Source organism: Alkalibacillus filiformis, from assembly GCF_030814115.1.
Taxonomy (GTDB): domain Bacteria; phylum Bacillota; class Bacilli; order Bacillales; family Alkalibacillaceae; genus Alkalibacillus; species Alkalibacillus filiformis.
The window spans coordinates 94,570-118,338 of sequence record NZ_JAUSUP010000002.1; the positions used below are offsets into that span (position 1 = coordinate 94,570).

Below are 23,769 nucleotides of genomic sequence, written 5' to 3' on the forward strand. Positions count from 1 at the left end.
TAACAATTTAGCTGGGCTTTAACTACCATTATTCCCCGTATGTTATAATGAGAATTAAAATATATGAGGGGGGTTATTTCATGCCGGTTTGTCAGCAATGTGAAACAGAGTGGACGTGGTGGGAGACGCATAAAGCGTCTGCTAACTTAGATACACGATTGGTATGCCCTCATTGTCATGGACATCAGTATGCCTCAAAAGATACACTGAAAAAAACAAGTGTATTAACTTTACTTATTCCGCTTCTAATTATTTTTCCTTCTTTCTTTTTTAACCTTTCTATTGTAGGACTTATTTTGCACTGTCTTACTGTTATAACTTTATTTTTTATCTTTTACCCTTTTATCTTAAAGTTAAGTAGTACTGAAGAACATTTAGTTAACTGGGGCAAAATAAAATAAAGCCAGCCGTCAGTTAATCATGACGACTGGCTTTATTTATTATTCAGCGTAATGACAGGCCGCTAAATGATGCTCCTTCACTTCTTCTAAGGCTGGTTCAGCTTGTTTACAATATTCTGTCGCAAGGGGGCAACGTGTATGAAAACGACAACCAGTAGGTACATTTAGCGGGCTAGGTACATCTCCTTTTAATTGAATTCTTTCTTTGTGATCTTCTGTTATATCTGGAATAGCTGAAAACAGTGCCTGTGTGTATGGATGCGCTGGATTTTCGTAAATCGAGTCTTCATCAGCTAATTCGACCATCTTACCTAAATACATGACACCGACTCGGTCACTAATATGCTTAACGACTGATAAATCATGAGAAATAAAAATGTATGTTAGCTGGTGTTTTCTTTTCAGTTTTTGCAATAAGTTCAATACTTGCGCTTGAACGGATACGTCTAATGCCGATACCGCTTCATCGCATATGATCAGTTTGGGTTGTACAGCAAGTGCTCTAGCAATACTAACTCTCTGCCTTTGGCCACCGCTAAATTCGTGCGGGTACTTCCAATAAGCTTCAGCTTTCAACCCGACTTCTTCAAGCAAATTTTGAACGTAGCTTTGCCGTTCTTTTTTAGGGACGATTTCGTGGGTGGCAACAATTTCAGTCAGCATTGCACCCACTGTCATTCTTGGGTTCAATGACGCAAAAGGATCTTGGAAGATAATTTGTATATCTTTGCGCAATTTCCGTAACTGCTTCCCATTTAATTGTGCAATATCTTGACCTTCATAATACACTTCACCAGACGTTGGTTTTTGAAGCTGTAATAAGGCTCGTCCCATCGTTGATTTACCACAGCCAGACTCGCCGACAATACCTAAAGTCTCGCCCTTTTTAACGTTAAAGGTTAAGTCATCAACAGCTTTAACTTGTTGTTTTTGTTTAAATAAGCCACCGCCGAGTTCAAAGTATTTTTTTAACCCTTTAATTTCTAATAGGTTCTCGGTCGACTGCTCCATCTGTGGTGTAGCCATTGGACTCTCCTCCTTTAAGCGGTGTCATCTGTTGCCACTCAGCTGAATACATCCAACAACGAACTGGATGTGCTTCTGTACCTTCTTCTTGTGGTGACTGGTCAAAGCATTCCTGCTTCGCAAAAGCGCACCTAGTCGAAAAGCGACAGCCTGATGGCATTTCATCAGGGTTTGGTACCGCCCCTTTAATGACTGGCAATTCTTCTGTTTTTCCTTGTAGCTTAGGAATTGATGCGATTAACCCCTGTGTGTACGGGTGCTTAGGGTTTTCAAATAATGATTTCGAATCAGTATATTCAATCACTTCACCTGCATACATCACAAGTACTTGATCAGCCATTTCAGAAACGACACCTAAATCATGAGTGATCATGACAATCGACATGTCTAAATCGCCTTTCAACTCGTTTAAAAGGTCTAATATTTGGGCTTGGATCGTTACGTCTAATGCTGTTGTCGGTTCATCAGCAATTAACAATTTCGGGTCGCAAGCAAGTGCCATCGCAATCATGACACGTTGGCGCATTCCACCGCTCATTTCGTGTGGGTAGTTATGAACACGTTCGCGTGGCGATGGAATACCGACTAATTCAAACATCTCAACAACCCGTTCAGTGGCTTCCTTTTTCGATACATTACGGTGGATCCGGATTGCTTCTATAATTTGTTTCCCTACTGTATGAACAGGGTTAAGTGACGTCATCGGCTCTTGGAAAATCATTGAGATCTCATTGCCACGTATTTTGCTCATTTCTTTCATTGATCGATTTGTTAATTCTTGACCTTCAAAGCGAATCTCGCCTGAACGAACTTCGCCTGACTCTGGTAGCAGACCCATAATTGAAAGTGAAGTTAAACTTTTGCCACACCCTGATTCACCAACGATGCACAACGTTTCACCCTTGTTCACATTAAAGGATACACCATTTAAAATTTGAGTGTATTTCTTTTTATTTTTAAACCCAACTTCTAAGCCATGGACTTGTAATTGGTTTTCTTCGCTCGTACTTTTCATGACGTGACACTCCTTACTTCATCTTCGGATCTAACATGTCGCGTATGCCATCGCCGAACAAGTTAATCGAAATAACAGTAATAAAGATTAATGCCCCTGGAAATAATGCGATCCAAGGTGCTGAATCTAAATAGCCTTGACCTGTCGCTAACATTGAGCCCCAACTTGGATTAGGTGGCTGGGTGCCTAAGCCTAAATAACTGAGTGAAGCTTCAACGATAATAGCGGCTGCAATCGCAAGCGTTGCTTGAACCATAATTGGTGCAATTGTATTCGGTAAAATATGCTTTAGGATTATACTAAAATCACTAATACCTGATGCCTTACCCGCTTCAACATACTCTTTCTCACGATGCGCCAACACTTCACCACGAATTAAACGAACAAAGTTAGGGGTTAACACTAAACCGATGGCAATCATCGCGTTTGTTAAACCTGCACCTAATACCGCAGCTAATGCCAATGCTAATACTAAAGCAGGAATGGAAAGCATCGCGTCTGTCATTCTCATAATGATGTACTCATCAATAAAGCCACGGTAATAACCTGAAATTAAACCAATCGGAACACCTATGATTAACGCAATCCCAACGGAAATTAGACCCGCTTGTAGCGACACTTGCGCTCCATATATAACTCGGCTAAAAATATCGCGCCCTAAATTATCTGTTCCAAACCAGTATTCACTACTTGGAGCTTGTAGTACTGCACTGTAATTTTGTTCCGTCGGGTCATGCGGAGCCAACCACGTTGCAAATAGTGCTGTAAAGATTAATAGAAAAGTCACAACACCACCGAAAACAGCTAACTTGTTTTGCCATAGTCGTTCTAACATCGTCTTAAGCATTCGCAGGCGAGGGTTTTGAACTTTAGTCGTTTGCACTGATAGATTTTCAGTTTGTTCCATTATTGTGACCCTCCTGTAAGCTTAATGCGTGGATCTAAGATCGAATATAAAACATCGGTTAAGAAGTTAATTAATATAACAGCTAAAGCCATAAACATAACGGCCCCTTGTAAAACAGGGAAATCACGCGTTTGAATCGATGTGACGAGTAGTTGACCTAACCCAGGAATATTAAAGATCTCCTCTGTAATTACGGTACCACCTAAGAAAGCAGCGAACTGCAACGCACTAACTGTAATAACAGGTAATATGGAATTCCTTAATGCGTGACCATACACAACGGCTCGCTCTAGCAATCCTTTGGCATAGCCAGTTCGTATATAATCCGATCCTAAGACTTCTAGTAAACTAGACCGAAGCATACGGGTTAGTTCGGCTGATAGTCTTACACCTAAAGCAACGGCTGGTAGTAACATGTACCATAAACTTTGGGCGACATTTTCTGTGATCGGTACGTAGCCTGATGGTGGGAACCATCCGAGCGTTACAGCAAAAATAAAGATTAATAGAATGCCTAACCAGAAAGGTGGTAGTGATACGCCTGATAGTGCAAATAAAGTTGCTGATGAATCCCATAAAGTTCCTTTTCTCGTCGCACTAATGACACCTGCTGGGATCGCAATTAAAACGGCAATTGCAAACGACATGACCGTTAGCTGTAGTGTGATAGGTATCTTTTCAGCTAATAGACTCGAAACTTCAGTATTATCTCGAAACGATTGACCGAAATCACCTTGTAACAAGTCACCAACCCAGGCAAAGTATTGCATGACTAGAGGGTCATTCAAGCCCATATCCTCACGCAAGGCTTCAAGAGACTCGTCTGTTGCTTCCTGTCCTAAAATCATTAATGCCGGATCACCAGGCAAGACATTGACGAGTGAGAAAACGATAATACTAACGAAAAATAATATAACGATCATTAAGCCTGCTCGGCGAAGTAGAAATGAGAGCACCTTCACCCCTCCTGATTGTCTAAATTAGTGTAAAGCAAGGTGCTGCAACTTGTTGCAGCACCTTGCCAACTTTTATTCAAGTGTTAAATCTGCTGGTCGAATTAAGCCGTCTGGTACGTGGTTAAATCCTTGAACGTTGTCTTTCATCGGCTTATAATCATTTTCGTGGTATAAGAAAATGTAAGGTGCTTCATCCCATAGAATTTCAGCTGCTTGACGGTACATCTCTTGTCTTTCATTTTGATCAACAGTCGTTCTAGCATCCACTAGCAATTCATCTAACTGTTCATTTGAACTGCCGGTAAAGTTATACGTTTCGTCTGTGTGGAACCAGCTATAGGCATTACCGTCTGGGTCCACTCGACCACTCCAACCAAGTCGAGCAACATCATAGTCACCTTCATACATACGGTCTAAAATGGCACCAAACTCAACTTGTTCAATTTCAACTTCAAACCCAACATCATCAAGCATTGACTTTAACATTTCAGATAGTTGTTGCTCTGCTGGTGATGGGCTAACGGTTAACGTGAATGATAGATCCTCAACCCCTGATTCTTCTAATAGCTCCTGTGCCTTTTCAACTTCACGATCAGGCACTTCTAAGTCTGGGTTGTTTGCCCAACTTGACGGTGCAAATGGACTAACTGCCGGTTCAGCGCCATTATGAAAGACGACTTCTGTAATCGCGTCACGATCTACGGCATAATTCATAGCTTGTCTAACCTTTTGGTTATCAAACGGCTCTCGGTCTGTGTTTAACATCAAGCCTTGGAAGCCAATACCGTCCTCTTCAGACATATTAATTTCAGGGTTTTCTTCTAACTGTTCAATATCTTTATGAGCAATACGATTTACAATATCTAAATCCCCTGAAACTAAGTTCGTAATACGCGTGTCCTCGTTAGAAAACGCATGATATTCTAAATACTTATAATCTGGTGACTCACCCCAGTAATCGTCGAAGCGTTCAAACTCTAAGTGGCTTTGAGCTGTACGATCAACGAATTGAAATGGCCCTGTGCCAACAGGTTCATTAGATAAGTCAATCTCTTCATCTTCAGCTGCTTTAGGTGAAACAATTTGACCTGCTCGGTGAGATAGTCCAGATAAGAAAGGAGCAAACGTTTCCTCAAGCTCAACGACAAATGTGTACTCATCCTCTACCGACATCTCTTCAATTAACCTTAAATCCGAAGCATTTGGCGAACCAAGATCTTCATCTAAAATTCGTTCAAAGTTATACTTTACCGCTTCAGCGTTAAAATCGGCTCCATCGTGGAAAGTGACACCTTCTTGCAAATAAAATGTATAAGTTAAACCATCCTCTGAGACATCCCAATCTTTAGCAAGTCCAGGGATAGGGTCTAAGTTTTCATCTACATTAATTAGCGTTTCGTAATTAGCTTTAAAAATTTGACTCTCTACTTGCGCAGTTGATAAATGAGGATCTAATAATGGTGGGTCATCATCTAGTCCTACAACTAAAGTGTCTTCTGCATCATTATTTGTTAAATCTTCGGCTTCATCTTCTCCACCAGCTGACTCACTATCCTGGCCACCGCCTCCACAAGCAGCTAGTACGATAAGTAAAGTTAATAGTAGTGTTGTTAATAGCTTTTTAGAATACATTCGATCGTCCATTTAAGTTCCTCCTAGGTTTTAATTAATTCATAAGTCTGAAATAAAATCGCAAATATCATTTTCCACACAAACCAACTCCTCTGAACTTTTAAAATAGTTAGATAATTTAAATTTAAAATCCATTTTACTTACTTGAGAGCTAAAGTCAATAACATTTTGATAAATTTTTGTTTGTAATCGTTATCATTTTGTTCGATATATATGAAAACCCTTTCATGATGTTTATTTAGGCCTAAGTAATAATAACTAATCTCTTATTTACAAACAAATGTTTAAATGATAAACTTTTGTCATAACAGATTGATAGCGATTTCATTTATTGAATAAAGGAGGGTTCAAAAATGGAGAAAGAACAACAAATTTTAAATCTAATACAATTAAACCCTTACATTTCACAGCAAGAGCTAGCAGATGAGGTCGGCCTTTCACGTTCGGCAGTTGCCAACTACATTAAACGGTTGATCGAATCTGGGGAAATTAGAGGACGAGCTTATATCTTAAATAACCACAACAGCGTTACTTGCATTGGTGGTGCTAACGTCGACCGTAAGTCACATGCCTTGCAAGACGTTAGGATGGAATCGTCTAACCCTGTTACGACGGATGAATCTCTTGGTGGAGTAGCAAGGAACGTTGCTGAAAACTTAGTGCGGTTAGACTTAAAACCGACTTTAGCTACTTTTGTTGGTCAAGATAAAGAAGGCGCTTGGTTAACTGAATCAGCTTATAAAATTGGAATAGACACGAGCGAAGTTACCACCTTACCCCAAAACCGTACAGGAACTTATACAGCATTGATTGACCGTAATGGTGAACTTGTTGTATCTATGGCTGATATGGAGATTTATAACGAAGTCACTCAACAGTTAATTGAGCAAAAGTGGCAACAATACGCACGTTCTAATGTCATTTTCTTAGATACTAATATTTCTGAGGATGCTCTTCATACAGTGATTAGACGTAGTGAAAGCAATCAGAAGCCTTTATTTTTAGACCCTGTCTCCTCAATTAAGGCGAAAAAGCTACCTGAAGATTTAACAGGTGTGCATACGATTATTCCGAACAAGGAAGAAGCCGAGGAACTTTCAGGAATAACGATTAGTAACACTGAAGACTACGGGAAAGCTTGCCATGAGTTGCTGCGCAGAGGCGTTAAGCAAGTGATCATCACTTTGGGTGAAGAAGGTATTTACTACTGTTCTGCTCATGAAGAAGGGAAAGTTGAAGCTATTCGTACAGAAGTAGCTGACGTTACAGGAGCTGGTGATGCATTTACTGCTGGTCTCATATATGGATTCATTAATAATCAAACGTTACAACAATCTTGTCGTTTTGGACTAGCTTGCTCAACACTTACTCTTCAATCTAATCAGTCTTGTTCTGAAGACTTATCAACTAAGAAAATTAATACTTTATTAAAGGAGTTGTCGTAAATGGAACAATTTTTATCATATACAAAAGAAGTACAAGAGGCTATACAAAATAACCAACCTGTTGTTGCATTAGAATCAACGATTATCTCTCATGGTTTACCATATCCACAAAACTTAGAGATGGCTCGTAAAGTTGAAACAATCATCCGTGAACAAGGGGCAGTCCCAGCTACTATTGGGATCATGGATGGCCAAATTAAGATTGGTTTAACAGAAGAAGAATTAAATGTTTTTGCTACGAGTGAAAATGTTCATAAGGTGAGCCGTCGCGATTTCGCCCATGTTATAGCACAAAAAGAGCTTGGTGCAACAACTGTCGCTGGAACGATGATCGCTGCGGAACTAGCAGGCATTAAAGTATTTGCTACTGGTGGAATTGGTGGTGTCCATCGTGAAGGTGAGATTACATGGGACGTTTCAGCTGACTTAACTGAATTAGCTCAAACGAATGTCGCTGTTGTTTGTGCTGGTGCTAAATCGATTTTAGATATTAGTAGAACGCTAGAATATTTAGAGACGCATGGCGTTCCGGTCATTGGATATAAAACGAACACATTTCCTTCATTCTACTCAAGAGTCAGTGAATTCGGCGTCGATTACCAAATCGATGAACCAGATACAGTTGCTAAATCACTTAAAACTAAGTGGGAATTAGGTCTTGAAGGTGGCGCAATTATCGCTAACCCTGTGCCTGAACATGCTGCGCTAAACTATGATGAAATTGAGCATATTATTCAAGAAGCTATTACAGAAGCCAAAGATCATAACATTACAGGTAAAGAAGTGACGCCATTTATTTTAGATAAAGTCAAAACTTTAACAGATGGACAAAGCTTAGAAACGAACTTAGCTCTTGTTTATCATAACGCTGAAGTCGCTGGTCAAGTGGCAAAAGCTTATCAAGATCAAATCTAATTCAGAAAAGAGTGAACTCCTATTCGAGTTCACTCTTTTTATACTTGAGGCTCTTGTTCAGAGTCAATTGCCCCGGTACGTCTATAAGCTGGCGGTATTTTTAGCCAACCGCGTTTTTTCATCATTTCTTTTGCGCTAAACCCTAATGAGAACTTATCTATTTGAAACTTTAAAAACATTAAACCTAAGCCTGTTCCCAAATTCTGTATTTATAGCTTGAGAATTTGGGGGTAATTTATTCGTTAATTTTTATTTCAGACCACCACGTGCATCAACTGGCCAATTGTTTACCACTTCATTTTCATTACAAACGACATACTCATCAAATAAGTTAGCCACTACACAAGCATGGTTTGGAATGATTTCGACTGTATCATTTACTTCCAAGTCACACTGTTCATTAATCGGAATGACACCATGCTCTTCAGACAGTCTTTCAATAACTAAGCTTGGGTAACCAATAACGTGACCAAATCCGACAACACTTTCGTTACCATGTGCTCCTTTTTCAAGTGACAATGCTTTGCTTCCTGCATCAATCACTATACGATCAGAATGTTTAGCAACAACCGTGGCAAGTACAGTTAAAGCACAATCTTCAGGCTCCGCTATACCTAAACCGACTTGAACCATATCATAAAAGATCGCATTCCCTGGTCTAATTTCAGTTACACCCTTAACCTTACCTGCATCCATGAACGTTGGGGTGGCACCAACACTTCGATGCCGAATACGGATTCCTTCAACTTCACACGCTTTTGCACTCTTTACAACACTTTCTGCTTCATACTTGGCGATCCTTTTCCGTTCTTCATTTGACTTAGCACCGTAAGAATGGCCAGCATGAGTGTATAAACCAGTTAATTCAAGACCTGGAAGTGCTGCTATATACTTGGCTAGGCTAACCGTCTCTTCACCTGGCTCAACACCACAACGGTTCAACCCAGAGTTCACTTTAATCCATACTTCAAGCACTTCATCTTCAAACGTGTCACTTAAAGCTTTTGCACCGACCTCAGAATCAACGCTAGCAATTATATTAGCTCGTTTAGTTAACTCTTTTAAACGGTTTACTTTTTGTTTTTTAGTAATTGGATAAGCAATAAAAATATCTTCAATACCACCATCGACCATGACTTCAGCTTCATCCAGTTTAGCAACGGTTATCCCAACCGCTCCTTCTTCAACTTGTCTTCTAGCAATTTGAACACTTTTATGTGTTTTTATGTGAGGACGTAATGCAATGTGTTGTGATTGGGCAAAACCAACCATACTCATTAAGTTACGCTCCATTGTATCTTGTTGTATTAATAAACTTGGCGTATCTAAGTTCATCCCTCAATCACCTTTTCTGTTTATCTTTTAATAATCGGCAATACTACAGAAGATGGATACTGCTCCGAGTGGTAGACCATTTGGTTCGCCACTTTCATCTCAGTCGTCTTACCTAATTCATCACCTGTATTTAAGTTGCGGTCATACTTCGGAAATGCACTGGATGCGACTTCAATTCGGATTTGATGACTTTTTTTAAAGACGTGTGACGTATTCCAACAGTCGACTTCCACTTCGTAAACTTCACCTGGGGTCATTAGTTCAGGCTTGTCTGTTCCGTTACGGAAACGCCCGCGTACGAGCCCGTCTGTTAAACGTTGGGCAAAACCACTCGGCCTTACATCCAGTAACTTAACCGTAAAGTCAGTATCTTTCGCATCAGTTGATACGAATAAGTTTGCTTTAACTTGTCCTGTTACTTCTACATCTTCATCTAACACTTCACTCGTATAGACAAGGACGTCATCTCTTCTTTCAATTGATGAGTAATCATCTGGACCACCAATTTGATGTGATACCATCTCTGTAATGAACGGTACAGGATTTGCAGGGTTATAGGAATACTGATCATACTCCGCTTCATTTCCAGCTGGTTCACTCGTACTTAAAACACCATCTCCAAAACGGCTATTTGCCTTACCTCTACTATGTAAATAAAAGTCGGTCCACTCCGTATTTGGAAGAGGCCACGTTTCTTCTTGCTGCCATTTGTTTTCACCCATTACAAAAAGATCGACAGGCTTCTTCTCACTAAATCCATCGTCTATTCCTTTTAAATAGTAATCGAAAAACCGTCGTTGATAGTCATTCATATCGATTAATGAATCTGCACCAAAGTCTAAATCACCGAGCTTTGTAGATTTATTTAACTGGTGTGGCCAAGGTCCCATAAGTAAATGTTGATTAGACTTACCCGCCTCAACCATGCCACGATAATTCAACGGTGTTCCAATTTGTTCGTCATCATACCAACCTGAAATATTTAAAACTGGAACATCTATTTCATCAAAACGATGTTGATAAGCAATATGCTTCCAATATTCATCAAAGTACGGATGTTCTATTTCCTCACGCCACTGCTCAGAATACCACCCTGTTGGTAAGTCCATATCAACATAAGGTAACGTCCAGTACACCTTTTGCCAATCAACTAAATTAATATTTTGCATGACACGACCTCGCGTCATGTATAACCAACAAATATGCATCGGGTTTGGTAAACCAGTTGGCCATTCCACAAATGGATCTGACGGTGTAACTAGTGGAACCATCGCCTTGAGTGATGGAGGTTGCTCCAATGCGGTAAGCCACTGGATGCGTCCTAAATATGAGCCTCCAAGAGTACCGACATTGCCGTCACACCACGTTTGTCCAGCGACCCATTCAATCACATCATAGCCGTCAACACCATCATTGCGATAAGGGACGAACTCCCCTTCTGAATCTCCACGCCCTCTTACATCAACGTTAATAACATGATAGCCATGGTCAGCGAAGTATTCACCCTGCAAATGTTGCTGCTCTCTCGTTTTACCATAAGGTGTTCGTACAACAATAGCTGGGTATTGACCATCTTCCTCAGGTTGATAATGATCAGCAGATAATAACACGCCGTCCCTTAAAGGAATTTTTATATCTCTTTTAACACGATTACTCATACAAACCCTCCTTAGATCTATATTTCGATATTCGAATTAAAAGTCCTGCTAATCGACATACGTTTGAATAAATATTTGCCCTTTCATCAAACTTTCACATTAGTGGATTAAGTTAATTTGGGTTTTTAACCTTTATTAGAAGTTAACGCCAGCTCAAAATTAGAGCTGGCGTTAATGGCTTTTTACTGCTGAAGCTTTAAGCTTTGTCTACTATTCCATGGAAATCTCGACATTAAACGTGCTCTACTGTGTCGAATCTTGTATTCTATAAGCTATTCCAAACCTTCTATGAGCCGTTTTCCAATTTCTATGAGCTATTCGCATGAAAAAACCCTCATACGACCGTATGAGGGTTACATCTAACAGAATGAATCTTTTGATTTTGGTACGGATAAGCCGAAGAGTGGCCTTAAATATAAGGCGAGGAAGGTTCCTGCTAGTGCTAGAATTCCCCAAATATATCCGTGTAGGCTGAATGATGCAATTCCGCCGAAGTAAGCACCGATATTACAACCGAATGCTAGACGTGCACCGTAACCCATTAGTAAACCACCAATAATGGATGCTGCTACATTACCTTTAGTTAATCTCGTAAACTTAAATAATCCACCTGCTGCTGATGCGATAAAGGCACCGATAATGACACCGAAGTTCAAGACTGTTGTTGAATCTGCTAGAATTGATGCTTCTAATGCTGCGGCATTTGCACCTTGCCAATAACTCCAGCTAGCAACATCAATGCCAAAAAAGTCAGCTACTTTTGATCCCCAAAGCGCGAAGGCAGATGTTACTCCCCACGGTTGACCACGCGTCATTAACGTTACAGCATTTAATACTGCTAAAACAATCGCCGCTGCGAATAATGGCCAAGAACCACGGAAGATCCGTTTCCAACCTTTTTCAGATGGTACTGGTGCCATTTTTGGTGCTTTTCTTCTTTTTTCAATCACTAACGTAATCCATGCAATTAAACCAAATAGCGCAATTGAAACTAACCATGCTCCACCATAACCAAAACCTGTCGTTTCAGCTAATGAAACTGGCTGGTAAGCTGGCAAGTCTTCAGTCCAGAACGGTAAGTGGTATGCTCCAATTGTCGAACCAACGATAAAGAAGATCAGTGTTACGAACATCACTGTACGACCGCCACCAACAGCGTATAACGTACCTGATGCACAGCCCCCACCTAGCTGCATACCGACACCAAACATAAACGCACCAACTAGTAAACTAATACCGATCGGCGCAACATACCCAGATACACCTGTATCGAAAAACGAGATTCCGAATGCTAGAATCGGTGCAAATAACGTTACAGCAACTGCCAACATGAGCATGTGTGACCTTAAGGCCTGCCCGTTACCTACAGATGCTAAACGACGAAATGCTGATGTAAAACCAAACCTCGCGTGGAATAATGTATAACCTAATAATAGACCAATGATGAGAAGTAACGCTTGAACACCATCATATGATGTCATTAAGTGAACCATTAAAACAAACGTTACAGCTAAAGCACCAATGATCAACTTATTTTGCGGTTTATTTAAACCAGTATCATCTTTTTCAACTGATACCGGATCTTTAACTTCATTAACCGGTTGTACTTTAGTTGTCATGTTAATTCTCCTTTTCTGATAAACTTACTCGGATATTATCTACTTGTAATACTATATTCGGTTTGCGCTTTTTCGTCAACCATTTAACTTAACTTTTTTTAATTAGGCTATTATGATTTATAATGGTGATGAGGAGGGTTTAAATGTCTCGAAAGCAAGTCGTTTCACTCTACTTATTTTGGATATTGACATTCCCGACAATGATAGTCGGTTTTAGGGCATTAATAGACTGGAGTGCTGGAAACTTAGAGTCTTTCATATCATATTTACCAGTCTGGCTTGGTATTGCCACAGGAGGAATATTAGCAGGGTTGTTTGTTCATTCATTAAAGAAAGCAAAATAAATACCGACCTAATCTAAGGCCGGTGATGATTCATGCTTAACTTTTCACTTTTGCGATGTAATCTACAATACCAAGTGCGCACACATCAACATCCATGTTTATAAACTGATAAACTTTATGCTCGTGTGGAACACCTAGCTGATCTAAATGGTCTGATACTAATTTGAACAATGCTGACTTAACTGCTTCTGTTTGTTCTTCTAGATCTGCACTTTTTTGCTCAACTAATGCCGCTTCACTTACTTCAAGAAATCGCGGCAACCATTCGCGCATTTGTTTATATACAAGCTCTGGGGTCGTCGATTGTCCAAAGTGCCCGAAGTTAATCGCATCAACTTCAAGACGTTCAATTCGGCTTAGTGAATCTAGCATCGCTTCTGGATCAAACTGATTTGGGGATGTAGATGGTAGAACAAGCTCTTCATCAAACTCTAGTAAATCAGGGTAATACACGCCGATCGTATCTCCTGTGAAAATACTATTGCTTTTAGATTCATGAATGGAAAAATGGTGCTTCGCATGACCAGGCGAGTCATAAAATGTTAACTCTCGGTCTTTAAGCGTTAACTGACTACCATCCTCATGCTCTTGTAACCTCTCTTCTGGTACAGGAACAATTGGATCAAATAACTTATCAAACTTCTCGCCATAAACTGCTCTTGCCCCTTGAATGAGCTTTGACGGATCTGCTAAATGACGCTTACCACGTGGGTGAACGTGTACTGTTGCATTTGGACAACTTTCTAAAAATAAACCGACACCACCTGCGTGGTCTAAATGAATATGTGTGACAATGATATGCCTAATGTCTTCTGGCTTAAGACCTAATTGCTTTAAACCTTCTAGTAAATACGGAACTGAAGGGCTGGCACTCGTTTCAACAACCGTCAGTTCTTCATCATGAATGACGTACGAACCCGTTCTTTTTGGTAACCCTAAATCGTATATGTCGATTAATGAAATACCGTTATTTAAATCAATTGGTTTTGACATAAACTCCCTCTTTCTATACTTAGATTATTTATGTCATTATTTCGACTGAATCATAACAATTCCCTGCTAATTGATCAATTCCGATAGCATTTTTAATTAATTTATGTAATTCTATAAGTAAATGGACAAAGGAGTGCTGGACTTGTTAGATTTTCTTTTAGGCAATATGTTTTTACTGTTTTGGATTGTATTTTTCGTCGTCATTTTTATTATTTTCATTAAAAAAGGTTAAACTTTGCCAATCATTCGGATGACATTTCCATCAATTTCCAAACCTGATTCTTTCATACCTAACTTCTTGTAAAAGGCTCGAGCTTGTTTATTAGTCGGTGAGACGCGCAAATGGAACTCAGACACTTGATGCCTTTGAAAAAAGTCTTCCGCATAGTGTTGTAACACTTGACCATATCCTTTTCCACGTTTTCTTGGAACTAAGTAATATAGATGGACATAGCCGATTTCTCTTCCTTCGTACTCACGAATGGAAAGCTCGATTTGTCCAATTAATTCCCCGTCCTCTTCAACTAATACAAAGCCATCAGGGTGTTTTGTAATTTTCTCGCGCAAAAATTGAAGGTATTCTTCAACATTTAAATATTGATTCGTACCAAAGCTAACAAGGTATGAGTCCCGTCTAAAACGGATGGTAATATCCCTATGTTTGACCGGATCAATCGGTATGAAATTCACGTGATCTCTATTCTTCATTAATTTCCACTCCCCCTTTACCTATGATATTCAACCTTCAAGGATTTTTTGCTTTGATTACGAGAAATAAACCTTTATACATATGGTCAACATCAGTCACTTCAAACCCTGCTTCTTTAATAAGAGTTAAGGAGTCACGATTAAGGTGGCACCCACCCGCAACCTTTTTCCAGACAGGCGTTAACAAATCTTGAAGTTTCCCCACGGTTGAATCGTTTAATTTTACATGTTCAAAAAACATCACTTGTCCACCCGGCGTCACCACTCTTCTCATCTCACTTAAAGCTTGGTTAACGTCTTGAATCGTACATAGAGCCAATGTCACCACGACACTATCAAACTGGTGGTCATCAAATGGAAGGTTTTCAGCGTAAGCAAGTTGAACTTCTATAGGGACTTTTGAGTGAGTGATTTTTTCCATCGAACGATTTTTCATTGTTTCATCTGGCTCAACAGCGGTAACCGATTTGACGTTTTGATATAGCGGAAAATTAACCCCAGTTCCTGAACCAATTTCTAAAACGTGTCCATCGGCATAACTTAACAACTCACTTCGAACGCGTTTAAATCGCTTCTTTTCAATTGGAGCCATAATTAAATCATAAAGCTTAGGAACTAACTTACCCATAACTAACCTCTCCTCTCATGTATAAATTACCAAGTTAATAACGAAGCTAACTATTAGACATGGTTGATTAATTACCATTATCATATAAGAAGCAACTGTAGGAGGTATAACATTGAAGAAAAACTTATTATTTATAACCATTATAACTGTTTTAACTCTACTTGTAGCGTGTGGTGATACAGAAGTTGAAGCTGATTATCAAACAATCGACCTTGATGAAGTACTGACTAAACAAGAAGAAGGTTACACAATAGTTGACGTACGGGAAGTCAATGAATACGAAGCAGGTCATATTGAAGGGGCGATTAATAAACCGCTTTCTGAATTAAGAGAGCAAAGTTTTGAACCACTCATAGATGATGAGCCTTATGTCATCATTTGTGAGACTGGCAACCGCTCTCAACAAGCTAGTGAACTTTTATCCAAAGAAGGTTATGATGTCATCAACGTGTCCCAAGGAATGAGCTCTTGGGAGGGCGATGTCGTACAATAAGTAAACTATTTAGCTGAATGAGAAAACTTCATTCAGCTTTTTTACAGTTATTTTGCACTTCAGTCTGAAAATCCCAAGTATAAATGGTATAATAGTCCTGCATTATTTTATTGGGGGGATATTTGGGGGATTTACAATGAAACCATTAAATTTAAAGCCTGCTTCAAAGAAAGACTTTAACTTCATCGATCAGTTGTGCCAGTTAAGTGCGAGTAATCAAGCACAATGGTTAGGTGATCCTAAGATTAAGAACTTGGAAGATTTGCAGGAGAAAATTACTGAGTATGAAAACTTTTTTCATCATTGTGTTTTAACTATTGAGTTAGACGGAAAGCCTGCTGGATTTACTGGTCTCCTTTACAAAGAAGGTGATCTTGAGGCCACAATTATTGGTCCTGTCTTACTTGAACAGTACCACACAACAGCATTTCTTCAAATTGTTTTAGATGAGCTGATCGGTATATGTTTAAATACGTTTGACACTATTTACATAAAAATTGCCAACCAAAACAAAAATCTCATTCAAAGCATTGATGAACAAAAGTGGGTCGCCACTAACAATTCGACTAACGATATTCAATCGTACTCATTAAAATTAAAACGCGCGTTGACATTATAATCAACGCGCGTCTTATTTTACTCTTCTCCACCTTCATCTCCACCGTTACCTTCTTCATCATCAAGGTCCAGCTCAATGTTTACATCTTCTTCACCTTCATCTTCTTGTTCCCCACCATCACCAAACATTGGGAATACAAAATAAACAATGAAGAATAACAAGAGTACAGTAATTATAATTGCTGTAATAGATTTAATCGCTGTTGAACCTGTACGATCTGGTTCTTCTCTTCTTTCAACATGTTCTTTTCTTTCATCTACCATAATAGAACCTCCTTTAAAGTAGGTTGTACTATGGGTTTACCCTGACGTCGACAAATGTAAACAAATGATTTAAAAATAAAATGAATATGATAAAAATTAACTAGATTTATTAAACCAACTACCCTGTCATATTGGGTCCTTTATTAACCCATGCGACTAGCGTTGCCGTTAATGGAAAGATCAACATAACGATTAGTATTTCTGTATAACTTCCAAACCAATCATAAGCTAACCCAAACGGCAACGGGCCTAATGACGACGCTATAACTGTCGAAGTTACACCAACCCCTTTTAAACTTCCTAAATGACCTGTACCGAAGAAGTTAGGGATTATTAGCGCAATACACATCGTTCCAAAACCACCTGCTAAACCTCTTAACACTCCGAAAAGCAATGCTCCTGCAAACGAATCAGCAACTAACAATATGATAATAGCCAATGTTTCTAACACAAAGGTTAACGTAAACACTTTATGTAATGAAATACGGTCAAGCATAAACCCAGCAATAAATGAAATTGGAAATGCTGTTAACGCAATAGTACTTAATATAAATGAGGACTCTCCTCTTGTTAGGCCTTCTTCACCCAAAATAGATACCATATGAAAGGTTAAGCCCGTATTAACCATAGCCGGAACTGCAATACAGAATAAAACAGCCCAAAAGCTAAAAGTCCTTACAGCTTCATTTAATGTCCAACTATGTTGAGCTACAGGCGGATGACTTTTATCTTCTTCAGGATCTTGTTGCTTAATTGGTCCATCAGGCTGCAAACTCACTTCTTCCGGGCGATTTTTTATTAATAGCACTACTAAAGGAACATAAAAAAGACATAAAACGGCTGCCCAAAACTGCCATGCACCAGACCAACCAAACGATGCAATGAGCCATACATTTAATGGTGGAAGCGCCGCAGCACTTAGAAATCCACCTACTTCCATAAATGCCATAGCCTTACCTCTTTTTCTAACAAACCATTGAGGAACTAATGTATTAGGCACCATCTCCATTAACCCTTGTCCAAACATCCGAATTAAAAAGAAACCAATAAATAACATGATCGGACCAAGAATAAAGCTATTAAACAGACAAGCAATGGCAAGCATAACGCCTGCAAAGACTGACATAGCTTTTTGTCCACGTCGATCTATTAATTTACCTAACCAAATCATAAGTGTACCCGAAATTAATGTTGCACCTGAGTACATAGTAGATACTAATGTATGACTAAAACCAAAATCCTCTATGTAAGCATCAATAAAAATTGAAACTGAATAAGTTTGCCCAGGTCCTGACAAAAACACACCTAATGCAGACATAACAACAATAACCCATCCATAATAAAATGGGGTGTTTTTAACAACCCGACCCGATGATGACTGCTGACTCATTTTCATTCTCCTTATTTTATTTCAGATGCCTCCCATTATATCACGAACTTTCAGAGTTCCTGTTTAAATTGTTAGCTGTGCGTTTGCCCAAGACTTGTCACGTCTGCCCACTGTTTGAATATGTTAAGGGTGAAGACAAATGAGGAGGTTGAAAGATGGATAAAAATTATAAACAGCCACATATGATGCAGCCAATGGGTCAGCACAAACACCATAAAAACCAGAAAATGCACCCGATGCATCATGGACCACACCACCATAAAAAAATGGATCCTAAACATCACATGAAAAAAGATCCTAAGCATCATCACCAGAAGATGGACCCTAAACATCACATGAAAAGCATGTTTGATACATGTCATAAACATCGCATGCATTTAGTTCAAGTTCAAGCACATGACGGGCAAGTCTATGATGGCATTATCGATGATGTCGGTGAAGACGGTGTCACTTTAATTATGCCGTGGGGCGATTATGAAGATATGGATCATGGCTACGATGACCGTATGGGACCAGGTGGCGGCTTCGGCCCTGGTTACGGTCCTGGATATGGGTCTGGGTATGGACCTGGGTATGGACCTGGGTACGGATTAGGTTATGGTCATGGTCAATACCCTAGACGTTTCCGCCGTTTTAGAAGACATCGTTTCCCATTTAGTGGTTTATCACGAATTTTCTTCCCATTCTTTTTATAAACCATTGAACTCACCCATACCGTTAAGCCGTCTCTTTCATTATATGTAAGAGACGGCTTATGAAGGGTGGGTAATTTTAATGGAGGAGGAATTGTTTTTTCGCGCATTAGGTGATTCGCTAACTGTCGGTGTTGGAAGTTACTTTAACCGAGGATTTGTCAGCCGTTATGCCCAAATGACAGTTGAGCAATTAAACCGCCCAGTTCGGACTGAAGTTTTCGCTAAAAACCGGATGACAAGTGGTCAACTAAGAGCTATGATTCACGACCAACACGTTCGTTCTAGGTTGATGCACTCTAATATAGTGACGATTAGTGTAGGTGGAAACGACTTAATTCAAGCAAACCGAATGTTTCTAAGAACATATAACCCCGTTGTGTTTGAACACGCTGAACAGCAGTTATATGAAAACTTATTGTACATTTTATATGAAATTCAAATTTTAAAATGGTTATATCCTACTCCTTACTTTATTCGTTTAATTGGCTTATACAATCCGTATCCACAACTAGGCTATAGTCAGTTTTGGATTAACCGATTTAATGATGTTCTAAGGTCTTTACAAACAGACCATATTCGTTATGTCGATATTCTTCCGCACTTTTCAGAGGGCGGTCGAAATTTATTAGCATTTGGTAGCATCCACCCAAACCGAAATGGATATAATCTTATTGCTAAACAGTTAGTTAATTCAGGGTTTTCACCTTTAAAAATATAACGTAAAAAGAGCCAATGGACGGTTCCATTGGCTCTTTCTTATATTTAACACGAGTCACCATCACAGTATTCTGTTTTAGAATCTTTGTTTAACATTTGAACTTGTGGCTTGCTCTTTTCTTCTTCATACACTTTATTTAACACTTCCAAAAAGCTTTCAGTTGATTGTGCACCAGAGACTGCATACTTTTCATTAAAGACGAAAAACGGAACACCTTGAACACCGATTTGAGAAGCTTCTTGTTGATCACGTCTAACATTAGATAAGTAAGCACCACTTTCTAAAGCGTTGGAAGCTTCTTCGCGATCAAGTCCTACTTCACCTGCCGTATCAAGTAAAACTTCATGGTCCCCTACATCTAATCCTTTTGTGAAATAAGCTTTCATCAACTCTTCCATCAGTTCATACAACTTACCTTCCTGTTTAGCAAATTGACTTAAACGATGGGCATCTTCAGTGTTTGTCGGGACAACAGAGTCAAAATTGAACTCCAACCCTACTTCTTTAGCTTGTTGTGCCATTTGCGCATTCATTTCTTTTCCTTGTTCATAAGGAACTTGATATTTATTCGCTAACATTTGGTGAATATCATCGTACTGACCCTTTTCTACTGTTGGGTCTAGTTGAAAGCTTTTAAAAGTCACTTCAACTTCATCCCCAAAGTTAAATTGTTGTAAGGCCTGTTCAAAGCGCCTTTTACCTATATAACAAAACGGACAAACGACGTCCGACCAAATTTCTACTTTCATGAATAGAACCTCCAACAACATTTTTCAGTTCTCATTATTCATGAATTAAGCTTGAAAATCAAATTATTTGTACTACCAGCCAATTTCATCAAGCTCAACAAATACTGGAATTAAAGCCTCATCATAGATATCAATAATTTCATCCTCTACTTGTTGCGTTTGTACGATTTCTCCGATTCTTTGTAAGATTTCTCGGTCTGCATTCTCTTCTCTTGCTGCAATAATGTTAATATATGGCGTTGCTGTATCACCTTCAATAAAAATTGAGTCGTCATTCGGTTGAAAGTCAGCTTCACGAGCAACACCGTTATTAATGATTGAAATATCAACGTCTGGTAATACACGTGGTGTTTGTGCTGCTACAACAGGTTCGAACTCAAGCCCTTTAGGATTCTCCACAATCTTATCTAGTTCACCATAACCATTAAAACCTTCTTCTAACTCAATCAAGTCAGCTTCTTCTAACAGCAATAAAGCTCGGCCCATATTCGTTGCTTCTTGAGGTAATGCGACAATGCCACCTTCAGGAACTTCTTCAATTGATTCATGCTCATCTGAATAAAGGGCCATAGGAGCGATATATGTCGTTGCGATCGGCTCTAGACTTAGATCATGCTCTTCAATGAACTCATCAAAATACGAAACAGTTTGAAAGGCGTTAATGTCGACATCTCCATCTTCTAGCGCCAAATTTGGCCTTACGTAATCTGCGAATTCAATTAACTCTAACTCTACTCCTTCTTCTTCATATACAATATCAGCTACTTCCTCCCATAAAGGAACACCTGAACCATTCAATCCAACCTTAATGGTTTCATCACTTGACCCACAACCTGCAAAAATAATTGTTAATACTAATGCTCCGAATAAAGCTTTAATTGTTGTTTTCATTTATTATTCCTCCTAGTTTATAATCTTCGAAGTTTCTTAGATAGATAGTTTCCAATAGCTTGGAACGCTTGAACAATAATGATTAATAAGATTACGGTGACAATCATAATATCCGTCTCAAAACGTTGGTAACCGTAAGAGATTGCTAAGTCACCTAAGCCACCGCCACCAACGAAACCAGCCATCGCAGAAGCTCCAACAAGTCCAATTGATGCAATGGTTAAGTTCAACGCGATGGTACTTAAAGCTTCAGGTAATAAAACACGATAAATAATTTGCCAATTAGTAGCTCCCATCGACTGCGCCGCTTCAATCACCCCTTTATTTACATCTAACAAGCTACTTTCAATTAGCCTTGCAATATAAGGGCCTGAAAATAAAACTAGTGGTACAGTTGCAGCTGCAGTTCCGATTGATGTGCCGACTAATAAACGTGTCAAAGGTAATATCGCAACAAGTAAGATGATAAAAGGAATGGAACGGAAAATATTCACAACACCATTTAACACATTAAACACGATTTTATTTTCCATTAGACCATGATCTCTCGTGACAACTAAAGCGACACCTAAAGGTAAACCGATGACCGTGGCTAGTACTAATGCAATTGAAACCATCAATAACGTTTCTTGAGTTGCTTCTAATATACGTGGCCAAAAATCTAATAAATTAACTTGCACTTGCCATCACCCTCTCTACCGATACGACTTCCTCTATGTAATGAACTGCCTTCAAAATTTCTGAATCCTCTCCTTGTAGCTCTACAATTAAGTTCCCGAACGGTGTTTCTTGAATTTCTAATATTTGACCATAAAGTATGTTCACTTCAACATTAAATCGCTTAGCGATCCTTGAGAAAACAGGTTCACCCGCATGTTCTTTCAAAAATGTAACGCGATAAATATGGCGTGGATGGTTATTTTCTCCAATACCTATTAGAATGGACTGAGGTATATCACCTTTCATGACGCTTTGAATGAACTTATGGGTTGTTTTATGTTTAGGGTTTGTAAACAAATCAAAAATCGATCCTTGCTCAATTACTTCCCCATCTTCCATCACTGCAACTCGATCACAAACGTCTTTAACAACATTCATTTCATGTGTAATCATTAAAATTGTCACATTATATTCGTCTCGTATTTTCCTTAACAGCTCCAATATAGACTGTGTAGTTTCTGGGTCTAACGCTGACGTTGCTTCATCGCATAATAAAATATCTGGTGAAGTGGCAAGAGCTCGCGCTATACCTACACGTTGTTTCTGTCCTCCTGATAGCTGGTCAGTGTAATAATTAGCGCGATCTTTTAAACCAACGAAATCTAATATTTTCTCAACCCTTTTCTTAACCTTATCTCTCGGTTCACCTGACAAGATGAGTGGAAAGGCAACGTTATGATAGACCGTTTTAGACTCTAACAGATTGAAATGCTGAAAAATCATACTGATCTTCCTACGCATCCCTCTTAACTCTTTTGCTGATAAAGACGAAACGTCCTGACCATCAACGAGCACTTCCCCTTCAGTCGGTTTCTCCAATTGATTTACTAAACGTACTAAAGTGCTCTTACCAGCTCCACTAAAACCAATCACACCAAAAATTTCTCCACGTTCCACCTGAAGGTTCACTTCGTTTACAGCTACTAGTTTTTCACCTTCGTGTTCATACACTTTAGAAACGTTTTTAAAGTTAATCATGGTGATTGCTCCTTTCTACAGAAACAACAAAAAACCCCCTCTTCTTACCTTGTATAAAAGATAAGAAGAGGGGGTGAATAGTTATATAATCGACCCGACTCTTCTTATCTTTCAAATACTTTACAAGTATTTGCTGGAGTTGGCACAGTGTCTGTCGCATAACAGACCCGCTGCCGAGGTTTCAAAGGGCCAGTCCCTCCACCTCTCTAGATAAGAAGATTTTATGTTTTTGCTATTTTGAATTTTTTAAATGATAGATACAATCATAAGAACTTTAGGTTTAAATGTCAATCATATTTTTAAAATTGATTTTTTATTTGTTGATACTCTTCATCTGTATATGCTCTAGACCTCGTTAAAAAACGCTTACCGTGAACACCTTCCAATGAAAACATACCGCCTCGACCATCAACAACATCGATGATTAACTGTGTATGCTTCCAATATTCATACTGGCTTTTATGAATGTAGAAAGGCGTGCCACCAATTTCGCCTAAATAGACATCTTGATCTCCAATTAACAGGTCACCTTTCGGGTAACACATCGGGGAACTGCCGTCACAGCAACCGCCAGATTGATGAAACATAAGCTCACCATGCTCTTCTTTTAGTTGGTTAATTAATTGAATCGCCTCTTCAGTTGCTGTTACACGTTCAACCATGTCCCTATC

At 39.1% G+C, this 23,769-nt stretch carries 27 protein-coding genes and 1 riboswitch; of the genes, 8 read left to right on the forward strand and 19 right to left on the reverse strand.

What is annotated here, in order from left to right; translation table 11 throughout:
* Positions 1–80: 80 nt before the first annotated feature.
* Positions 81–401, forward strand: coding sequence for a TIGR04104 family putative zinc finger protein (locus J2R98_RS06060; protein ID WP_307067126.1), 321 nt, complete (start codon positions 81–83; stop codon positions 399–401).
* Between the two features lie 39 nt (positions 402–440).
* Here the strand turns inward: J2R98_RS06060 and J2R98_RS06065 are convergent, their stop codons facing one another.
* The 5 genes from J2R98_RS06065 to J2R98_RS06085 form a co-directional block, all read right to left on the reverse strand.
* Complete coding sequence (locus tag J2R98_RS06065) at positions 441–1,427, reverse strand: ABC transporter ATP-binding protein (protein WP_307067128.1); 987 nt, start codon at positions 1,425–1,427, stop codon at positions 441–443.
* A complete protein-coding gene (locus J2R98_RS06070; RefSeq protein ID WP_307067130.1) occupies positions 1,378–2,442 on the reverse strand; it encodes an ABC transporter ATP-binding protein in 1,065 nt (354 codons plus the stop codon). The genes J2R98_RS06065 and J2R98_RS06070 overlap by 50 nt, the downstream gene beginning before the upstream one ends.
* Positions 2,443–2,455: 13 nt before the next feature.
* Complete coding sequence (locus tag J2R98_RS06075) at positions 2,456–3,349, reverse strand: ABC transporter permease (protein WP_307067132.1); 894 nt, start codon at positions 3,347–3,349, stop codon at positions 2,456–2,458.
* A complete protein-coding gene (locus J2R98_RS06080) occupies positions 3,349–4,305 on the reverse strand; it encodes an ABC transporter permease (protein ID WP_307067134.1) in 957 nt (318 codons plus the stop codon). The genes J2R98_RS06075 and J2R98_RS06080 overlap by 1 nt, the downstream gene beginning before the upstream one ends.
* Before the next feature lie 72 nt (positions 4,306–4,377).
* The gene (locus tag J2R98_RS06085; protein WP_307067136.1) at positions 4,378–5,949 is read right to left on the reverse strand and encodes an ABC transporter substrate-binding protein; all 1,572 of its coding nucleotides are present in this window, start codon (positions 5,947–5,949) and stop codon (positions 4,378–4,380) included.
* Positions 5,950–6,290: 341 nt separating this feature from the next.
* On the opposite strand from J2R98_RS06085, the gene J2R98_RS06090 reads away from it, so the two are divergent.
* Entirely contained in the window at positions 6,291–7,382 is a 1,092-nt protein-coding gene (locus J2R98_RS06090; RefSeq protein ID WP_307067138.1) for a PfkB family carbohydrate kinase, read from the forward strand.
* Positions 7,383–8,297 (forward strand): pseudouridine-5'-phosphate glycosidase, encoded by a 915-nt coding sequence (locus J2R98_RS06095; RefSeq protein ID WP_307067140.1) that lies wholly within the window; start codon positions 7,383–7,385, stop codon positions 8,295–8,297.
* A gap of 38 nt (positions 8,298–8,335) precedes the next feature.
* On the opposite strand, the gene J2R98_RS06100 is transcribed toward J2R98_RS06095, so the two are convergent.
* The 4 genes from J2R98_RS06100 to J2R98_RS06115 all read right to left on the reverse strand — a co-directional run bounded on the left by J2R98_RS06100 (position 8,336) and on the right by J2R98_RS06115 (position 12,909).
* Positions 8,336–8,476 (reverse strand): hypothetical protein, encoded by a 141-nt coding sequence (locus J2R98_RS06100; RefSeq protein ID WP_307067142.1) that lies wholly within the window; start codon positions 8,474–8,476, stop codon positions 8,336–8,338.
* A 70-nt stretch (positions 8,477–8,546) separates the two neighbouring features.
* Positions 8,547–9,632: an alanine racemase gene (locus J2R98_RS06105; protein ID WP_307067144.1), complete on the reverse strand. Its 1,086-nt coding sequence runs from the start codon at positions 9,630–9,632 to the stop codon at positions 8,547–8,549.
* A 20-nt stretch (positions 9,633–9,652) separates the two neighbouring features.
* Positions 9,653–11,290, reverse strand: coding sequence for a CocE/NonD family hydrolase (locus tag J2R98_RS06110; RefSeq protein WP_307067145.1), 1,638 nt, complete (start codon positions 11,288–11,290; stop codon positions 9,653–9,655).
* A 359-nt stretch (positions 11,291–11,649) separates the two neighbouring features.
* The gene (locus tag J2R98_RS06115; protein ID WP_307067147.1) at positions 11,650–12,909 is read right to left on the reverse strand and encodes a YeeE/YedE family protein; all 1,260 of its coding nucleotides are present in this window, start codon (positions 12,907–12,909) and stop codon (positions 11,650–11,652) included.
* A 143-nt stretch (positions 12,910–13,052) separates the two neighbouring features.
* On the opposite strand from J2R98_RS06115, the gene J2R98_RS06120 reads away from it, so the two are divergent.
* Positions 13,053–13,253, forward strand: coding sequence for a hypothetical protein (locus J2R98_RS06120; RefSeq protein WP_307067149.1), 201 nt, complete (start codon positions 13,053–13,055; stop codon positions 13,251–13,253).
* Between the two features lie 36 nt (positions 13,254–13,289).
* Here the strand turns inward: J2R98_RS06120 and J2R98_RS06125 are convergent, their stop codons facing one another.
* The 3 genes from J2R98_RS06125 to J2R98_RS06135 form a co-directional block, all read right to left on the reverse strand.
* Positions 13,290–14,246 (reverse strand): MBL fold metallo-hydrolase, encoded by a 957-nt coding sequence (locus tag J2R98_RS06125; RefSeq protein ID WP_307067151.1) that lies wholly within the window; start codon positions 14,244–14,246, stop codon positions 13,290–13,292.
* 228 nt (positions 14,247–14,474) lie between these two features.
* Positions 14,475–14,954 (reverse strand): GNAT family N-acetyltransferase, encoded by a 480-nt coding sequence (locus tag J2R98_RS06130; RefSeq protein ID WP_307067153.1) that lies wholly within the window; start codon positions 14,952–14,954, stop codon positions 14,475–14,477.
* Positions 14,955–14,991: 37 nt separating this feature from the next.
* Positions 14,992–15,582 (reverse strand): class I SAM-dependent methyltransferase, encoded by a 591-nt coding sequence (locus tag J2R98_RS06135; protein WP_307067154.1) that lies wholly within the window; start codon positions 15,580–15,582, stop codon positions 14,992–14,994.
* A gap of 112 nt (positions 15,583–15,694) precedes the next feature.
* Here J2R98_RS06135 and J2R98_RS06140 point away from each other — a divergent pair, with 112 nt between their 5' ends.
* Both J2R98_RS06140 and J2R98_RS06145 read left to right on the forward strand, forming a co-directional pair.
* Positions 15,695–16,075: a rhodanese-like domain-containing protein gene (locus J2R98_RS06140; protein WP_307067156.1), complete on the forward strand. Its 381-nt coding sequence runs from the start codon at positions 15,695–15,697 to the stop codon at positions 16,073–16,075.
* Between the two features lie 136 nt (positions 16,076–16,211).
* The gene (locus J2R98_RS06145; protein WP_307067157.1) at positions 16,212–16,694 is read left to right on the forward strand and encodes a hypothetical protein; all 483 of its coding nucleotides are present in this window, start codon (positions 16,212–16,214) and stop codon (positions 16,692–16,694) included.
* A gap of 17 nt (positions 16,695–16,711) precedes the next feature.
* On the opposite strand, the gene J2R98_RS06150 is transcribed toward J2R98_RS06145, so the two are convergent.
* On the reverse strand, positions 16,712–16,957 hold the full coding sequence (locus J2R98_RS06150) for a hypothetical protein (RefSeq protein ID WP_307067159.1): 246 nt from the start codon (positions 16,955–16,957) through the stop codon (positions 16,712–16,714).
* 118 nt (positions 16,958–17,075) lie between these two features.
* Positions 17,076–18,347, reverse strand: a complete 1,272-nt coding sequence (locus tag J2R98_RS06155; protein ID WP_307067162.1) for an MFS transporter — start codon at positions 18,345–18,347, stop codon at positions 17,076–17,078.
* Between the two features lie 155 nt (positions 18,348–18,502).
* Here J2R98_RS06155 and J2R98_RS06160 point away from each other — a divergent pair, with 155 nt between their 5' ends.
* Positions 18,503–19,042: a hypothetical protein gene (locus tag J2R98_RS06160; protein WP_307067164.1), complete on the forward strand. Its 540-nt coding sequence runs from the start codon at positions 18,503–18,505 to the stop codon at positions 19,040–19,042.
* A gap of 79 nt (positions 19,043–19,121) precedes the next feature.
* Complete coding sequence (locus J2R98_RS06165) at positions 19,122–19,760, forward strand: GDSL-type esterase/lipase family protein (protein WP_307067166.1); 639 nt, start codon at positions 19,122–19,124, stop codon at positions 19,758–19,760.
* Between the two features lie 44 nt (positions 19,761–19,804).
* On the opposite strand, the gene J2R98_RS06170 is transcribed toward J2R98_RS06165, so the two are convergent.
* The 5 genes from J2R98_RS06170 to J2R98_RS06190 form a co-directional block, all read right to left on the reverse strand.
* Complete coding sequence (locus tag J2R98_RS06170) at positions 19,805–20,509, reverse strand: DsbA family oxidoreductase (RefSeq protein WP_307067168.1); 705 nt, start codon at positions 20,507–20,509, stop codon at positions 19,805–19,807.
* A 72-nt stretch (positions 20,510–20,581) separates the two neighbouring features.
* Positions 20,582–21,400 (reverse strand): MetQ/NlpA family ABC transporter substrate-binding protein, encoded by an 819-nt coding sequence (locus tag J2R98_RS06175; protein ID WP_307067170.1) that lies wholly within the window; start codon positions 21,398–21,400, stop codon positions 20,582–20,584.
* Between the two features lie 17 nt (positions 21,401–21,417).
* Complete coding sequence (locus J2R98_RS06180; RefSeq protein ID WP_307067172.1) at positions 21,418–22,080, reverse strand: methionine ABC transporter permease; 663 nt, start codon at positions 22,078–22,080, stop codon at positions 21,418–21,420.
* Positions 22,070–23,098 (reverse strand): methionine ABC transporter ATP-binding protein, encoded by a 1,029-nt coding sequence (locus J2R98_RS06185; protein ID WP_307067174.1) that lies wholly within the window; start codon positions 23,096–23,098, stop codon positions 22,070–22,072. Before J2R98_RS06185 ends, J2R98_RS06180 begins: the two co-directional genes overlap by 11 nt.
* Positions 23,099–23,199: 101 nt before the next feature.
* Positions 23,200–23,315: riboswitch (SAM riboswitch) on the reverse strand.
* 82 nt (positions 23,316–23,397) lie between these two features.
* Positions 23,398–23,760, reverse strand: coding sequence for a DUF779 domain-containing protein (locus J2R98_RS06190; protein ID WP_307067176.1), 363 nt, complete (start codon positions 23,758–23,760; stop codon positions 23,398–23,400).
* Positions 23,761–23,769: the final 9 nt, after the last annotated feature.

Excerpts from the sequence above, each read along its gene's own strand:
- J2R98_RS06060 (WP_307067126.1), top strand. The coding sequence starts at position 81 with ATGCCGGTTTGTCAGCAATGTGAAACAGAGTGGACGTGGTGGGAGACG.
- J2R98_RS06065 (WP_307067128.1), bottom strand. The coding sequence starts at position 1,427 with ATGGCTACACCACAGATGGAGCAGTCGACCGAGAACCTATTAGAAATT.
- J2R98_RS06070 (WP_307067130.1), bottom strand. The coding sequence starts at position 2,442 with ATGAAAAGTACGAGCGAAGAAAACCAATTACAAGTCCATGGCTTAGAA.
- J2R98_RS06075 (WP_307067132.1), bottom strand. The coding sequence starts at position 3,349 with ATGGAACAAACTGAAAATCTATCAGTGCAAACGACTAAAGTTCAAAAC.
- J2R98_RS06085 (WP_307067136.1), bottom strand. The coding sequence starts at position 5,949 with ATGGACGATCGAATGTATTCTAAAAAGCTATTAACAACACTACTATTA.
- J2R98_RS06090 (WP_307067138.1), top strand. The coding sequence starts at position 6,291 with ATGGAGAAAGAACAACAAATTTTAAATCTAATACAATTAAACCCTTAC.
- J2R98_RS06095 (WP_307067140.1), top strand. The coding sequence starts at position 7,383 with ATGGAACAATTTTTATCATATACAAAAGAAGTACAAGAGGCTATACAA.
- J2R98_RS06100 (WP_307067142.1), bottom strand. The coding sequence starts at position 8,476 with ATGTTTTTAAAGTTTCAAATAGATAAGTTCTCATTAGGGTTTAGCGCA.
- J2R98_RS06105 (WP_307067144.1), bottom strand. The coding sequence starts at position 9,632 with ATGAACTTAGATACGCCAAGTTTATTAATACAACAAGATACAATGGAG.
- J2R98_RS06110 (WP_307067145.1), bottom strand. The coding sequence starts at position 11,290 with ATGAGTAATCGTGTTAAAAGAGATATAAAAATTCCTTTAAGGGACGGC.
- J2R98_RS06115 (WP_307067147.1), bottom strand. The coding sequence starts at position 12,909 with ATGACAACTAAAGTACAACCGGTTAATGAAGTTAAAGATCCGGTATCA.
- J2R98_RS06120 (WP_307067149.1), top strand. The coding sequence starts at position 13,053 with ATGTCTCGAAAGCAAGTCGTTTCACTCTACTTATTTTGGATATTGACA.
- J2R98_RS06125 (WP_307067151.1), bottom strand. The coding sequence starts at position 14,246 with ATGTCAAAACCAATTGATTTAAATAACGGTATTTCATTAATCGACATA.
- J2R98_RS06130 (WP_307067153.1), bottom strand. The coding sequence starts at position 14,954 with ATGAAGAATAGAGATCACGTGAATTTCATACCGATTGATCCGGTCAAA.
- J2R98_RS06135 (WP_307067154.1), bottom strand. The coding sequence starts at position 15,582 with ATGGGTAAGTTAGTTCCTAAGCTTTATGATTTAATTATGGCTCCAATT.
- J2R98_RS06145 (WP_307067157.1), top strand. The coding sequence starts at position 16,212 with ATGAAACCATTAAATTTAAAGCCTGCTTCAAAGAAAGACTTTAACTTC.
- J2R98_RS06150 (WP_307067159.1), bottom strand. The coding sequence starts at position 16,957 with ATGGTAGATGAAAGAAAAGAACATGTTGAAAGAAGAGAAGAACCAGAT.
- J2R98_RS06155 (WP_307067162.1), bottom strand. The coding sequence starts at position 18,347 with ATGAGTCAGCAGTCATCATCGGGTCGGGTTGTTAAAAACACCCCATTT.
- J2R98_RS06160 (WP_307067164.1), top strand. The coding sequence starts at position 18,503 with ATGGATAAAAATTATAAACAGCCACATATGATGCAGCCAATGGGTCAG.
- J2R98_RS06165 (WP_307067166.1), top strand. The coding sequence starts at position 19,122 with ATGGAGGAGGAATTGTTTTTTCGCGCATTAGGTGATTCGCTAACTGTC.
- J2R98_RS06170 (WP_307067168.1), bottom strand. The coding sequence starts at position 20,509 with ATGAAAGTAGAAATTTGGTCGGACGTCGTTTGTCCGTTTTGTTATATA.
- J2R98_RS06175 (WP_307067170.1), bottom strand. The coding sequence starts at position 21,400 with ATGAAAACAACAATTAAAGCTTTATTCGGAGCATTAGTATTAACAATT.
- J2R98_RS06185 (WP_307067174.1), bottom strand. The coding sequence starts at position 23,098 with ATGATTAACTTTAAAAACGTTTCTAAAGTGTATGAACACGAAGGTGAA.
- J2R98_RS06190 (WP_307067176.1), bottom strand. The coding sequence starts at position 23,760 with ATGGTTGAACGTGTAACAGCAACTGAAGAGGCGATTCAATTAATTAAC.